The organism is Kocuria nitroreducens, from assembly GCF_042879195.1.
Lineage (GTDB): Bacteria > Actinomycetota > Actinomycetes > Actinomycetales > Micrococcaceae > Kocuria > Kocuria nitroreducens.
The window spans coordinates 33918-46621 of record NZ_JBHZTC010000010.1 but is presented as its reverse complement, the minus strand read 5'-3'; the positions used below and the strand labels follow the sequence as shown (position 1 = coordinate 46621).

The 12704-nt window shown below is 72.9% G+C and carries 14 protein-coding genes; 6 read left to right on the top strand and 8 right to left on the bottom strand.

What is annotated here, in order from left to right; genetic code table 11:
• Positions 1-47: 47 nt before the first annotated feature.
• Positions 48-794 (bottom strand): NUDIX hydrolase, encoded by a 747-nt coding sequence (locus ACFYE1_RS08620; protein ID WP_387741865.1) that lies wholly within the window; start codon positions 792-794, stop codon positions 48-50.
• A 29-nt stretch (positions 795-823) separates the two neighbouring features.
• Complete coding sequence (gene nth / locus ACFYE1_RS08615; protein WP_387741863.1) at positions 824-1699, bottom strand: endonuclease III; 876 nt, start codon at positions 1697-1699, stop codon at positions 824-826.
• A gap of 172 nt (positions 1700-1871) precedes the next feature.
• On the opposite strand from nth, the gene acs reads away from it, so the two are divergent.
• Both acs and aroQ read left to right on the top strand, forming a co-directional pair.
• Positions 1872-3821, top strand: a complete 1950-nt coding sequence (gene acs / locus ACFYE1_RS08610; RefSeq protein WP_387741861.1) for an acetate--CoA ligase — start codon at positions 1872-1874, stop codon at positions 3819-3821.
• Between the two features lie 105 nt (positions 3822-3926).
• Positions 3927-4376, top strand: coding sequence for a type II 3-dehydroquinate dehydratase (gene aroQ / locus ACFYE1_RS08605; protein ID WP_387741860.1), 450 nt, complete (start codon positions 3927-3929; stop codon positions 4374-4376).
• Between the two features lie 12 nt (positions 4377-4388).
• Here the strand turns inward: aroQ and ACFYE1_RS08600 are convergent, their stop codons facing one another.
• The gene (locus tag ACFYE1_RS08600) at positions 4389-5552 is read right to left on the bottom strand and encodes a MarP family serine protease (protein WP_387741858.1); all 1164 of its coding nucleotides are present in this window, start codon (positions 5550-5552) and stop codon (positions 4389-4391) included.
• Between the two features lie 255 nt (positions 5553-5807).
• Between ACFYE1_RS08600 and ACFYE1_RS08595 the strand changes: the two genes are divergently transcribed.
• Complete coding sequence (locus ACFYE1_RS08595; RefSeq protein WP_017832519.1) at positions 5808-6485, top strand: Crp/Fnr family transcriptional regulator; 678 nt, start codon at positions 5808-5810, stop codon at positions 6483-6485.
• A 106-nt stretch (positions 6486-6591) separates the two neighbouring features.
• On the opposite strand, the gene ACFYE1_RS08590 is transcribed toward ACFYE1_RS08595, so the two are convergent.
• Genes ACFYE1_RS08590 through ACFYE1_RS08580 form a run of 3 tightly spaced genes read right to left on the bottom strand, consistent with a single transcriptional unit; the run spans position 6592 to position 8216 of the window.
• Positions 6592-7512, bottom strand: coding sequence for an NUDIX hydrolase (locus ACFYE1_RS08590; protein ID WP_387741856.1), 921 nt, complete (start codon positions 7510-7512; stop codon positions 6592-6594).
• Entirely contained in the window at positions 7496-7981 is a 486-nt protein-coding gene (locus ACFYE1_RS08585; protein ID WP_387741854.1) for a RidA family protein, read from the bottom strand. Before ACFYE1_RS08585 ends, ACFYE1_RS08590 begins: the two co-directional genes overlap by 17 nt.
• Positions 7982-8021: 40 nt before the next feature.
• Positions 8022-8216, bottom strand: a complete 195-nt coding sequence (locus ACFYE1_RS08580; protein WP_133409226.1) for a hypothetical protein — start codon at positions 8214-8216, stop codon at positions 8022-8024.
• A gap of 91 nt (positions 8217-8307) precedes the next feature.
• Here ACFYE1_RS08580 and ACFYE1_RS08575 point away from each other — a divergent pair, with 91 nt between their 5' ends.
• The gene (locus tag ACFYE1_RS08575; protein WP_387741852.1) at positions 8308-10464 is read left to right on the top strand and encodes a transglycosylase domain-containing protein; all 2157 of its coding nucleotides are present in this window, start codon (positions 8308-8310) and stop codon (positions 10462-10464) included.
• 23 nt (positions 10465-10487) lie between these two features.
• Positions 10488-11402, top strand: a complete 915-nt coding sequence (locus tag ACFYE1_RS08570; protein ID WP_387741850.1) for a metallophosphoesterase — start codon at positions 10488-10490, stop codon at positions 11400-11402.
• Positions 11403-11438: 36 nt separating this feature from the next.
• Here the strand turns inward: ACFYE1_RS08570 and ACFYE1_RS08565 are convergent, their stop codons facing one another.
• Together ACFYE1_RS08565 and ACFYE1_RS08560 are read right to left on the bottom strand one after the other, a co-directional pair.
• Positions 11439-12017, bottom strand: a complete 579-nt coding sequence (locus ACFYE1_RS08565; RefSeq protein ID WP_387741847.1) for an RBBP9/YdeN family alpha/beta hydrolase — start codon at positions 12015-12017, stop codon at positions 11439-11441.
• A complete protein-coding gene (locus ACFYE1_RS08560) occupies positions 12014-12172 on the bottom strand; it encodes a hypothetical protein (protein WP_165979625.1) in 159 nt (52 codons plus the stop codon). Before ACFYE1_RS08560 ends, ACFYE1_RS08565 begins: the two co-directional genes overlap by 4 nt.
• A 244-nt stretch (positions 12173-12416) precedes the next feature.
• Between ACFYE1_RS08560 and ACFYE1_RS08555 the strand changes: the two genes are divergently transcribed.
• Entirely contained in the window at positions 12417-12686 is a 270-nt protein-coding gene (locus ACFYE1_RS08555) for a hypothetical protein (RefSeq protein ID WP_387741846.1), read from the top strand.
• The last annotated feature ends 18 nt before the right edge of the window (positions 12687-12704 follow it).

Below are 12704 nucleotides of genomic sequence, written 5' to 3'. Positions count from 1 at the left end.
GCTCCGGCAATGTTGCGGCCCGGGGGGCGGGCACGCCGCGGGACGTGCTAGAGCGGTGCGGGCAGGAGCCGGCCGGTGTCCCAGGGCACGGCCCAGCCGAGCGCGGTGAGCACCCGGTCCAGGAGCACGCCGGTGAACCCCCAGACGGTCACGGTGGACGCGGTGCCGGCCACGGGAACCGTGAAGGCGGGCGAGCGGTAGGTCTGCCGCCCGCGCGTGACGGTCGCGGAGTGCCGGTTGGCCGGGTCGATGAGGTCGAGGACGGGGACGCGGAACACGAGGGAGGACTCGGCGTGGTCCACGACCTCCACCGGCGAGACGTCCCGCCACCAGCCCAGCACCGGGGTGACGAGGTGGTTGGAGACGGGCAGCGGCACCGGGGCGAGGGCGCCCAGCACCTCCACCCCGCGCGGGTCCAGCCCGGTCTCCTCCTCCGCCTCGCGGAGCGCCGCGCGCACGTGGGCGGCGCTGACCTCGCCCCCGGGCACGGACAGCATCTCGTGCGGGTCCCCGTCCTCGGGGTCCAGCCGGCCGCCCGGAAAGGCGACCTGGCCGGGGTGGGAGCGCAGCGTCGCGGCCCGCTGGACCAGCAGGACGTCGAGGTCCCGGCCCACTCCCTCCGCGTGCTCGGTGGCCCGCGAGGGCAGGTCGTCGAGCGCCCCGAAGAGGATGAGCACGGCCGAGCGGCGGTAGTTCTCGTCGATCTGCCCGATCCGCCACGGCTCGCGGTCCTCCATCCGCAGCTGCCGGCCGTTGCGGGCCACGCGCAGCAGGTCCTGGTAGGCGTCGCCCACGGGCCGTCCTCCATGCTGGTCGGTGCCGCTCACGAGCTCAGGGGCCAGCCGTCGGCCTGCAGCTCGGCCCGGGTGCGCCCGGCGAGGAACAGCTCCAGCAGCTCCTCCCGGCCCGGGGCGAACTCGTACTTGAGCAGGGCGGCCGCCTGGGCCGTGTCCGTGGGGCCCTCGCCGTAGGACGGGCACAGGTCCGCGACGGGGCACACGCCGCACGCCGGGCGCCGGGAGTGGCAGATGCGGCGCCCGTGGTAGACGAGCCGCTGGGACAGGTCGGTCCAGTCGCGCGGCTCGAACAGGGCGGCGACGACCCGCTCGACCTTGACCGGGTCCTCCTCCGCCGTCCAGCCGAAGCGGCGGGCGAGCCGGCCGAAGTGGGTGTCCACGGTGATCCCGGGGATCCCGAAGGCGTTGCCGAGCACCACGTTGGCGGTCTTGCGGCCCACCCCGGGCAGGGTGACGAGGTCCTCCAGCCGCCCGGGCACCTCGCCGTCGTGGTCGTCCACGATCTTCTGCGCCAAGGTCCGGATCGCCCGGGTCTTGGCCCGGTAGAAGCCGAGCGGCCGAACGATCTCCTGGATCTCCGTCTCGTCCGCCTCGGCGAGTGCCCGCGGCGTGGGACAGGCGGCGAAGAGGCGCGGCGTGGTCGCGTTCACGCGCACGTCCGTCGTCTGGGCGGAGAGCACGGTGGCCACGAGCAGCTCGTACGGGGAGCGGAAGTCCAGCTCGGCGACCGCGTACGGGTACGCCTCGGCGAGCACCGCGTTGATCCGGCGGGCCCGCCGCTTGCGCGCCAGCGGGGACTCCGGGGCGCCCGTCCGGCGGCGGCGTGCGGCACCGGCGCGGGCCTTCGCAGGGTCCACGACGCGCAGGTGGGCGGGCGGGCGGGGCACGGCAGTCGGGACCATGCCCCGATTCTAGGCGGCGCGCGGGGACCGCTTCCGTGACCCGGTGCGGTGTGGCTCCTGTGGAACGGGGTGCACCGATCGTCTAGGGTGAAATCGATACGATGTGAGCTGCGACACGGACGTCCGGTGCCCCGGGGTCCGTGCCCGGTGTGCCACGAGAAGGGAAGACCACATGGCTTCAGAGACCACGCCCGCCGAGACCAGGACCTTCGCCCCGAGCCCCGAGTTCGCGGCCCAGGCCAACGCCACCGCCGAGCTCTACCGGCAGGCGGAGGAGGAGGGCGTCGACTTCTGGGGCCGCCAGGCACGAGAGCTGCTGACCTGGAACAAGGAGTTCACGGAGGTCCTCGACTGGTCGAATCCCCCGTTCGCGAAGTGGTTCCAGGACGGCACCCTCAACGCCTGCTACAACGCCGTGGACCGCCACGTGGAGGCCGGCAACGGGGACCGGGTGGCCATCCACTTCGAGGGCGAGCCCGGCGACAGCCGCAGCATCACCTACGCCCAGCTCAAGGACGAGGTGTCCCGGGCCGCCAACGCCATGGAGGGCCTCGGCGTGACCAAGGGCGACCGCGTGGCCCTCTACCTGCCGATGATCGCCGAGGCGGTCATCGCGATGCTCGCCTGCGCCCGCATCGGCGCGATCCACTCCGTGGTCTTCGGCGGCTTCTCCGCCGACGCGCTGCGCTCGCGCGTCGAGGACGGCGAGGCGAAGCTCGTGGTCACCGCGGACGGGACCTTCCGCCGCGGCAAGCCCTCCATGCTCAAGCCGGCCGTCGACGACGCCCTCTCCCGCGGCGGCTCCACCGTGGAGCACGTGCTCGTGGTCCGCCGCAACGAGGCCGACATCGAGATGACCGAGGGCCGGGACGTGTGGTGGCACGAGGTCGTCGAGTCCGCCTCCGCGGAGCACACCCCGTCCGAGCAGGGCGCCGAGGACCCGCTGTTCATCCTCTACACCTCCGGGACCACCGGCAGGCCCAAGGGCATCATGCACACCACGGGCGGCTACCTCACCCAGGGCGCGTTCACCCACAAGAACGTCTTCGACCTCAAGCCGGAGACGGACGTCTACTGGTGCACCGCCGACGTCGGGTGGGTCACCGGGCACTCCTACGTCGCCTACGCCCCTCTGGTCAACGGCTCCACCCAGGTGATCTACGAGGGCACCCCGGACTCCCCGCACCGCGGCCGGTTCTGGGAGATCGTGCAGAAGTACGGGGTGACGATCATGTACACCTCCCCCACGGCGATCCGCACCATGATGAAGTGGGGCGAGGAGATCCCGGCGGAGTACGACCTCTCGTCCCTGCGGGTGCTCGGCACCGTGGGCGAGGCCATCAACCCCGAGGCGTGGACCTGGTTCCACCGGGTCATCGGCGGAGGCCGCTGCCCGATCGTCGACACGTGGTGGCAGACCGAGACCGGGGCCGTCATGATCTCCCAGCTGCCGGGCGTGACGGTCGCCAAACCGGGCTCCGCCCAGGTGCCGATGCCCGGCATCAAGGTCGACGTCGTGGACGACAACGGGCAGCCCGTGCCGAACGAGACCTCGGGCTTCCTCGTGCTGCGCGAGCCGTGGCCCGCGATGCTGCGCACCATCTGGGGCGACGACGACCGCTACGTGGACACGTACTGGTCCCGGTTCGGTGAGATGTACTTCGCCGGCGACGGCGCCAAGCGCGATGCCGACGGGGACGTGTGGATCCTCGGCCGCGTCGACGACGTCATGAACGTCTCCGGCCACCGCCTCTCCACCCCGGAGATCGAGTCCGCGCTCGTGTCCCACCCGTCCGTGGCGGAGGCCGCCGTGGTGGGTGCCACGGACGAGACCACCGGCCAGGCCGTGATCGCGTTCGTCATCCTCTCCGACCAGGCCGACGCCGAGGGCCGGGACAAGACCGAGCTGGCCGAGGAGATGCGGGCCCACGTGGGCAAGGAGATCTCCCCGATCGCCAAGCCCAAGAAGGTGCTCATCGTCCCCGAGCTGCCCAAGACCCGGTCCGGGAAGATCATGCGCCGGCTGCTCAAGGACGTGGCGGAGGACCGGGAGGTCGGCGACGTCTCGACCCTCGCGGACCAGACCGTGATGCAGCAGATCGTGGACTCGCTGGGCAAGTAGTCCGCACCCCACGCTCCGCAGCGCCCCTTCGCCCCTGCCGTGCGAGGGGGCGCTGCGGCGTCCGGGAGCCGAGCCCGGCCCGCACCGGAGTGAGAGGATGCGGGCATGACCACCACGCGCAGACCGATCTACGTCCTCAACGGCCCCAACCTCAACCTGCTCGGAGTGCGGCGCCCGGAGGTGTACGGCACCACGACGCTCGCGGACATCGAGGAGGCCGTGCGCGCCCGGGCCGCCGCGGGCGGGTGGGACGTGGAGTTCCACCAGTCCAACCACGAGGGCGCCCTGGTGGACCGGATCCAGGAGGCCCGCACCGCGGGCGCGGCGATCATCATCAACCCCGCGGCGTTCACGCACTACTCGATCGCGATCCACGACGCGCTCGAGGCGGCGGAGCTGCCGGTGGTCGAGGTGCACCTGTCCAACGTGCACCGGCGAGAGGCGTTCCGGCACACGTCCTACGTGTCCCTGCAGGCGGACGTGGTCATCGCCGGGGCGGGGGCCTTCGGCTACGAGATGGCGCTCGAGCACCTGCTGCGGACCCTGGATGGCTAGCTAGCTAGCGGCTCAGGCGGCGCAGGAGCCGGAGTCCACGGCCTGGGTGCTGCCCGCCGTGGCGTCCAGCGCCTCCCCCAGCTCGTCCAGGGTGAGGGCGTAGCCGACCTGCCCCTCGAGGGCCTTGGCGAAGACGACGCCGACGACGGAGCCGTCCTGCGCCACGAGCGGGCCGCCGGAGTTGCCCTGCTGGACCCGGCCGGCCAGCTGGATGATCTCCATGGTCCCGCCGGTGCCCGGCACGGGCGCGAGCGCCGTGCCCTGCACGGTGGCGGACCCGGCGGCGAACGGCCCGCCCAGCGGGTAGCCCATGAAGGCGACCAGGTCCCCGGCCGCGGGGTCCTCCCCGAGCGGCAGGGCACCCAGCGGGAGGGACGGCGCGGAGAGGACGGCGAGGTCGGACGCCGGGTCGTAGTGGACGACGTCGGCGGGGTGCACCTCGCCGTCGCGGGTCTGGACCACCGGCTCGCCCACCCCGGCCACCACGTGCGCGTTGGTCACGACCTGCCCGGCGTCGGTCACGAAGCCCGAGCCCGTCTGGTTCTGGCGGCACTCCACCGCCATGCCGTAGACCTGCACCACGGACTGCCCGGCCTCCTGCAGGGCGGGCGTGCTCACGCTCTCGTCGGGGGCCTCCTCCGCGGGGAACAGCAGGGCGTCGAGCTGACGGATGCCGGTGGCGCCGCCCACGGCGTCCCGCGCCTCGGTCACCGCCTCGCGCACGGGTGCGGGGGTGTGCTGGTCGATCGTGCGCAGCACGGTGGAGGACGCCACCTGCTGGGACACGGCCGGGATGCCGAGCTGGCCGACGAGCGAGCCGAGCAGCGAGAGCACGAGCGCGGCGACGGCGACGTCGAGGGCCGCCCCGGCGATCCGGTTGAGCGCGCCCAGGCGCATGCGCTCGGTCACGGCGGACAGGGCGCGGCCCAGCAGCCCGCCCAGCATCTGCCCCGCCACCAGGAGGACCAGGACCGTGGCGAGCACGGCGCCCGTCCGGTACTGCGGGTCCACCTGCGCGCTGACCCACGGGGCGGCCGAGAACGCCGCCACGCCGCCGAGCACGAGCCCGGCCAGGGAGAACAGGGAGTTGAAGAAGCCGCGGCTGAACCCGTAGAAGAGGTAGCCCAGCAGCACCACGGCCAGCAGGACGTCGAGCAGGTTGAAGGACGGAGACATCGGGTTCCTCTGCGGGTTCTGTGGAGCCGGGAGCCGGGGAGCGAGCCACCAGCATAGGGAGCACGGCTGTGAGATTCGTGTGGCGGTGCTGTCGCCGCGCTCCGGCCCGCCCGCCGCTCCTTGGGATTCGCGGGCCGGAGACACTACAGTGAACGTCAGGTACGTTAGGTCGCTCACACACGAGTGCGGGCGACTCCCGCTGACATCGGCCGCCGCCGGGCCACGGCCCGGCGGCGGCACATCTTGAGGAGAACCATGGATATCGACGTCCTCCGCCGCGCTCCCCTGTTCGCGTCCCTGGACGACCAGGCGTTCGCCGCCCTCACGGAGGAGCTCACCGAGGTCGACCTCTCGCGCGGCTCCACGCTGTTCCACGAGGGCGATCCGGGCGACCAGCTCTACTTCATCATCTCGGGCAAGATCAAGCTCGGCCGCACCGCCCCGGACGGCCGCGAGAGCCTCGTGGCGATCATGGGCCCCGGCGAGCTGTTCGGCGAGATGGCGCTGTTCGACCCGAGCCCGCGCTCCACGTCCGCGACCGCCGTGTCCGAGACCCGCCTGGCCGGGCTCAAGCACGAGAACCTGAAGAAGGTCATCGAGCGCTCCCCCGACGTCTCCGCGCAGCTGCTGCAGGCCCTGGCCCGCCGGCTGCGGCGCACCAACGAGAGCCTCGCCGACCTGGTCTTCTCCGACGTGCCCGGCCGCGTGGCGAAGGCCCTGCTGGACCTGGCCGATCGGTTCGGCCGGCCCGCCACCGACGGCATCCTCGTGGCGCACGAGCTCACCCAGGAGGAGCTGGCGCAGCTCGTCGGCGCCTCCCGCGAGACCGTGAACAAGGCGCTGGCCGAGTTCGTCCAGCGCGGCTGGATCCGGCTCGAGGCGCGCGCCGTGGTGATCCTGGACCTCCAGCGGCTCAAGCAGCGCAGCCGCTGAGTCCGGTCCGGACGGGAGACGGCCCGGTCGCCCTCGCGGGTGATCGGGCCGTCGTCCGTCCGGGAGCGGCGTGGAGGCCGGGACCGCGCCCCGCCTCCGGGGCGGCTCAGGACAGGTCGAGGCGCAGCACGGGCCGGCCCTCGCGCACCTCGAGCACGGGGTTGCGGGCCACCAGGGCCCGTTTCCTGGCGAGGAAGGCGATCGCCGACGAGCACTCGGCGACCGACTCGAGCACGCACTGGACGCCGGGCGAGGAGAGGTCGTCGATGGTGCGGCCCACGGTGTCCTCCTGCCCCACGAGGTCCCCCAGCCAGCTCCCCGCCGGGTCGGCCACGGCCTGCGCGGCGTCCACCCAGCGGCCCCAGACGCCCTTCGACTCCAGCACGGACGGGGCCTGCCCGTCGGGGACCACCGCGGTGAAGTAGTGGATGTCGTACCGGCGGTGGGCGAAGTCGGAGGTGATCCAGTGGGCCAGCGGCTTGAGCAGGTCGGAGCGCAGCACGAGGCGGCGCCGGCCCAGCACCTGGGCGAGGGACACCTCCCCCACGGCGAGCGCCTCTCGGGAGCGCATCCACTCGGCGCCCTCGACGGACTCCACGGCGCTCATGGTGTCCGACCCCGCCAGCAGGACGCCGGTCTCCTCGAACGCCTTGCGGACCGCGGCAATCACGGTGCGCCGTGCCCGGCCGAGGTCGTCCTCGACGCCGAGCTTGCGCGCCCAGTCCGCGGGACTGGGCCCGGCCCAGTCGAGGGGTTCGTCGTCGTGGGGCTCGAGGGTGCCTCCGGGGAACCCGACGGTGCCGAGCGGTGAGTTGCCCGGCCGGTACTTGAGGTAGGTCTCCACGCCGTGGTCGCCGTCCCGCACGAACACCACCGCGGCCGCGGGAGAGGGGGCGCTGCCCGGGATGCCGGCGCCCCGCTCGAGCCAGGCCTGCGCGGCCCCGCGCTGGTTCTCCGGGATCTCGAACCAGCGCACGGCCGGCGGGCGGCCCGGCCGCGGGGGCGGCGGCTCAGCGGAACTCGGCAACGAGCTCCACCTCGACCGGCGCGTCGAGCGGCAGGACCGCGACACCCACCGCGGAGCGGGCGTGCACCCCGGCGTCGCCGAAGATCTGGCCCAGCAGCTCGGAGGCGCCGTTGATCACGCCGGGCTGGCCGGTGAAGCCCGGGTCGGAGGCGACGAAGCCGACGACCTTGACGATCCGGACCACCCGGTCCAGGTCCCCGACGGCCTCCTTGACCGCGGCGACGGCGTTGAGGGCGGCGCGGGCCGCGAGCTCGTGGGCGTCCTCGGGGGAGACGGTGCCCGCCGTCCCGGTCGCGGACACCTTGCCGGTGGCGGGCAGCTGCCCGTCCACGAAGGGCAGCTGGCCCGAGGTGTGCACCCAGGAGCCGGTGACCACGGCGGGCACGTAGGCGGCCACAGGGGCCGCGACGGCCGGGAGCTCGAGGCCGAGCTCGGCGATGCGGGATTCGACGGCGGAGCCGTTGCTCATGGGAGTCCTCCGGGGTTCTCGGGGGCGTGGCGTCGGGCCGTCACGCCTTGGGGCGCTTGAAGTAGGCGATGGGGTTGGTCTGCACGGGGGCGTTCACATTGCCCGCCGGGACGTCGGCGGGGGTGCTGCCGGGCAGCACGGTGACGAGCTCCCACCCGTCGTCGCCCCAGTTGTCGAGGATCTGCTTGGTGGCGTGGATCATGAGCGGCACGGTGGCGTATTCCCAGGTAGTCATGGCCCCAGCGTAGCCACGAACGCCGGGACGCGCTCCGCCGTGACGGGTCGCACACCGGCCGCGGCCGGGTTCGCACTTGTAGACTGTTCGAATGGCTTCCCGCAAGAACCCTGCCGCGCAGGCACCGTCGGCCCTGGGCAACGTCGTGGCGTTCATCGCCACGAGCATCGTCGCCGGCATCGTGGCCGCCGGTCTCCTGGTCCCCCCCGCAGCCGCCACGGGCCTCGCCGCCAACGCCTCCATCGGGTGGTTCAAGGACCTTCCGGCCCAGATGGAGGCGGGGCCGATGTCGCGCGCCTCCACCGTGGTGGCCCGGGACGGGACCGAGATCGCCTCGTTCTACGCGCAGAACCGCACCCCCGTGTCCCTGGACGAGATCTCCCCGCACATGGAGGCCGCGATCCTCGCGATCGAGGACCGCGACTTCTACGAGCACGGCGGCGTGGACCTCGGCGGCATCATGCGCGCCCTGGGCAACAACATCATCCGCCCGGACGCCCGTCAGGGCGCGTCGACCATCACCCAGCAGTACGTGAACAACCTGATCATCGACTCCCAGGTCCGCGCCGGCGAGGAGGCCACCACCATCGGCGCCGACAAGGGGTACGCGGACAAGATCAAGGAGATCAAGCTCTCCCTGTCCATGGAGCAGGAGCTGAGCAAGGACCAGATCCTCGAGGGCTACCTCAACATGGTCCTCTTCGGCGGGCAGAACTACGGCGTGGAGGCGGCCGCCCAGTACTACTGGGGCATCCCCGCGGCCGATCTGAGCGTCTCCCAGTCCGCCGTCCTGGCCGGGATGGTGCAGTCCCCCAACTACTACGACCCCGCGGCGAACCCGGAGGCGGCCACCGAACGGCGCAACATCGTGCTGGACACGATGCTCACCACCGGGGCCATCACCGAGGAGGAGCACGCGGCCGCGGCCGCCGAGCCCATCGAGGTGGACCCCAACCCCACGAACTCCGGGTGCACGGCCGCCGAGATCGCCCCATACTTCTGCGACTACGTGGAGAACTCCATCCTCCAGGACTCGGCGTTCGGCGAGACGCCCGAGGAGCGGCTCAAGACCCTGCAGCTGGGCGGGCTCACCATCACCACCACGCTCGACGTCGAGGCCCAGCGCGCGGCCGAGGAGGCGGTCAACGAGACCCAGCCGCGGGACGACAACCCGGACAACGTCGCCACCGCGCTCGTGTCCCTCGAGCCCACCAACGGGGACATCGTGGCGATGGCGCAGAACACCTACTACTCCACCGGCGAGGGCGCCTCCAACACCACGTACAACTTCAACGTGGACTCCTGGATGGGCGGGGCCGGCGGCTTCCAGGTCGGCTCGACCTACAAGCCGCTGACGTACGCTGCCTGGATCGACGCCGGCAACGGCGCGGAGGACACGGTCGACGCCACCCGCACCCGGTGGCCCGCCGACCACCGGTGGAAGGCCTCGTGCCTCGAGCGCGGGTACAAGATCGAGCCCGGCAACAACGGCGAGGGCTTCGAGATCCAGAACGCCGAGTCGGGCTACACGCGCGAGATGGAGGCCGACTTCGGCCTGTACAACTCCATCAACACCGCGATCTACGCGATGGCCGAGGACCTCGACCTGTGCGACATCGGGGAGATCTCCGAGTCCCTGGGCATCGTCAACGGCAAGAACGGCGAGCCCGTGGACACCACGGTCCTGGCGTCCCTGCTGGGCGGCTCCGTGGACATCTCGCCGATGACCATGGCCCGGGCCTACTCCGCGTTCGCCAACCGCGGCGAGATGTGCGAGCCGCGCGCCCTCGAGCGGGTCGTGGACTACACCGGCAAGGAGTACGAGATCCCCGAGACGTCCTGCGAGCGCGTGATCAGCGAGGACGTGGCCGACGGCGTGAACTACGCGCTCAACCAGACCCTGATCCGCGGCTCGGGCTGGCAGCGGGAGATCGGCCTGCCGGGCGCCTCCGCCGCCAAGACCGGCACCACGGACAACTCCACCCAGACCTGGATGGTCGGCTACACCCAGGGCCTGGCCACCGCGTCCTGGGTCGGCAACTACGAGTTCGGCTCCCGGTCCCTGAACGGGCTGTCCATCGGCGGCGAGCGCACCGAGGGCGACGACTGGGTGGACGGCTCCACCTACGCCGGCGGCCAGTGGCAGCGGTTCATGCGCGAGGTGGCCCGGGACTACGACACCGACGAGTTCGAGGAGCCCTCCGACCGCGTGCTCGAGGGCCGTAACGGCACCTCGCGGCCCGGCTGAGCCCCGGACCGGCAGTGGACCTCGTGCACACCGCCCGGGGCGCCGTCGCGCCCGCCCTGCGGACCGCGGCGGCCGTGACGGCGGCCGCTGCCGGAACCGCGGCGGGCCTCGGCGCGTGGGGCGTCGTCGTCGAGCGCCGGCGCTTCCAGCTGCGCACGGAACGGCTCCGGCTGCTCCCCGAGGGCAGCCCGCCGCTGCGGATCCTGCACCTGTCGGACCTGCACGTCTGGCCCGGCCAGCACGCGGTGCGGGAGTTCGTGCACTCGCTCGCGGCGCTGGAGCCGGACCTCGTGGTGGACACCGGGGACAACCTCTCCCACCCCGGGGCGCTGCCGTGGCTGCTGGAGATCCTGGAGCCGCTGTTCCGCTTCCCCGGGGCCTACGTCCCGGGGTCCAACTGCTACTTCGCGCCGCGGCCCAAGAACCCGTTCCGCTACCTGTGGCGGGACACCTCCGGGGAGGGCCGGGACGAGGCGCCCCTGTTGCCCACCCAGGACATGCACGACGCGTTCGACGCCGCAGGCTGGACGCCGCTGATCAACCGCTCCGCCCGGATGGAGGTCGCGGGCCTGACCCTGGACCTGTCCGGGGTGGACGACCCGCACCTGGGCTACGACCGGCATCCCGGGTTCGGCGATCCCGCCGCGGCGGACCTGCGCCTCGGGGTGGCCCACGCCCCCTATCTGCGGACCCTCGACCGCTTCGCGGAGGACGGCGCGCAGCTGGTGCTGGCCGGGCACACGCACGGCGGGCAGGTCTGCCTGCCGGGCGGACGGGCACTGGTCAGCAACTGCGACCTCGAGCCGGAGCGCTGCAAGGGTCTGATCACCCAGGGCGGGGTGCCGGTCAACGTCTCGGCAGGACTGGGCACGTCGCGCTTCGCCCCGATCCGGCTGTTCTGCCCGCCGGAGGCCGTGCTGCTGACGCTCACGGACTGAGCGGGTCCCCCACCGGCCGTTCGCGCACCGACCCCGTCAGCCGCCGCGCGGCCCCAGGGCCTCGAGCACGGCAGGCAGACGCGTGACCCCGTCGGAGCCGCAGAAGTGCCCGGCCCGCGGGACCACCTGCACCCGTGCGTCGAGCCGCTCGGCGAGCGCCTCGGTGGCGGCCGGCGGCACGGTCGGGTCGTCGTCCGAGCGCAGCACCAGCCGGCGCCGGACGTTGGCGCGCACCGCGGAGACGTCCACATCCTCGGTGAGGAACTCGTCCAGGAGCGGCACGCCCTCGAGCCGTCCCGTGAAGCCGGCCACGAGCACCAGCCCGCCCAGCTCCCAGGGCCGGGGCAGCGCGGCGAGGTGGCGCAGGAGGGTGATGCAGCCGAGGCTGTGGCCCACCAGGTGGGTGTGCCGGTCCGGCTCGCCCACCGCCTTCGCCACCGCGGCCAGCCACGCCCCCGCCTCCGGGAAGGACGGCTCCGGCAGCTCCACGACGACCGTCCGGACGCCTTCGGCGGCGAGCCGATCGCGCAGCCACGGGAACCAGTGCTGGTCGGGGGCGGCGTCGTAGCCGTGCACCACCACGACCCGGCGGACGTCCGGCTCCGGGGCGCTCACCCGGAGATCTCGGGGACCGCCACGATGATCCGGTGGTTGGTCTTGTCGCACAGGTACATCTCGACCGTGCCCTCGGGCACGGGTCCGCCCTCGGGCCACTGGTCCTCGGGGATCTGGCGCAGGGGTCCGCCGCAGGACGGGCAGATGGGGTCCATGGTGGTCTCCTCCAGGGTCGGCTGGCGGGCCGGCGGGCCCGTGGCCCGAGCTTCCCCCAAAACGGCGCCGCCCACAACTCCCCGTCAGGAGATCCCATGACCGCCCCCAGGGCGCACCGCGCCCACGGTCGAACAGGAGGTGGACCGGTGCGTGGAGTGCGGCTGCTGCGAGCCGGTCTGCCCGTCCAGGGACCTCACCCTCACGCCGCGGATGTCCACGGGGCTGCCCACGGGGTGAGCCACGATGTCGGAGCGCACCCCGGCGGCCCTGTGGGAGGCGATCCGCCGGGGACGGCTGCCGGTCGTCTGCGACGCCGCGTCCTGCACCGATGGCCTGGGGACCATGGCCGAGCTCGCGGCGGCGTCCAGCCGGTACCACGCGCTGCGGTTCGTGGACGCGGTGGAGTTCGTGGCCGACCGGGTGCTGGCGCGGCTGACCGTCAGCAGCCCGATCGGGTCGATGGCCCTGCACCCCACGTGCTCGGGCGTGCACCTGGAGGAGGCGACCCGCTGAGCCGCCCCGCCTGGTCGG

What these genes read in the sequence shown, in the direction of transcription:
- nth (WP_387741863.1), bottom strand. Translation starts at nt 1,699, where the DNA reads ATGGTCCCGACTGCCGTGCCCCGCCCGCCCGCCCACCTGCGCGTCGTG.
- acs (WP_387741861.1), top strand. Translation starts at nt 1,872, where the DNA reads ATGGCTTCAGAGACCACGCCCGCCGAGACCAGGACCTTCGCCCCGAGC.
- aroQ (WP_387741860.1), top strand. Translation starts at nt 3,927, where the DNA reads ATGACCACCACGCGCAGACCGATCTACGTCCTCAACGGCCCCAACCTC.
- ACFYE1_RS08600 (WP_387741858.1), bottom strand. Translation starts at nt 5,552, where the DNA reads ATGTCTCCGTCCTTCAACCTGCTCGACGTCCTGCTGGCCGTGGTGCTG.
- ACFYE1_RS08595 (WP_017832519.1), top strand. Translation starts at nt 5,808, where the DNA reads ATGGATATCGACGTCCTCCGCCGCGCTCCCCTGTTCGCGTCCCTGGAC.
- ACFYE1_RS08585 (WP_387741854.1), bottom strand. Translation starts at nt 7,981, where the DNA reads ATGAGCAACGGCTCCGCCGTCGAATCCCGCATCGCCGAGCTCGGCCTC.
- ACFYE1_RS08580 (WP_133409226.1), bottom strand. Translation starts at nt 8,216, where the DNA reads ATGACTACCTGGGAATACGCCACCGTGCCGCTCATGATCCACGCCACC.
- ACFYE1_RS08575 (WP_387741852.1), top strand. Translation starts at nt 8,308, where the DNA reads ATGGCTTCCCGCAAGAACCCTGCCGCGCAGGCACCGTCGGCCCTGGGC.
- ACFYE1_RS08560 (WP_165979625.1), bottom strand. Translation starts at nt 12,172, where the DNA reads ATGGACCCCATCTGCCCGTCCTGCGGCGGACCCCTGCGCCAGATCCCC.
- ACFYE1_RS08555 (WP_387741846.1), top strand. Translation starts at nt 12,417, where the DNA reads ATGTCGGAGCGCACCCCGGCGGCCCTGTGGGAGGCGATCCGCCGGGGA.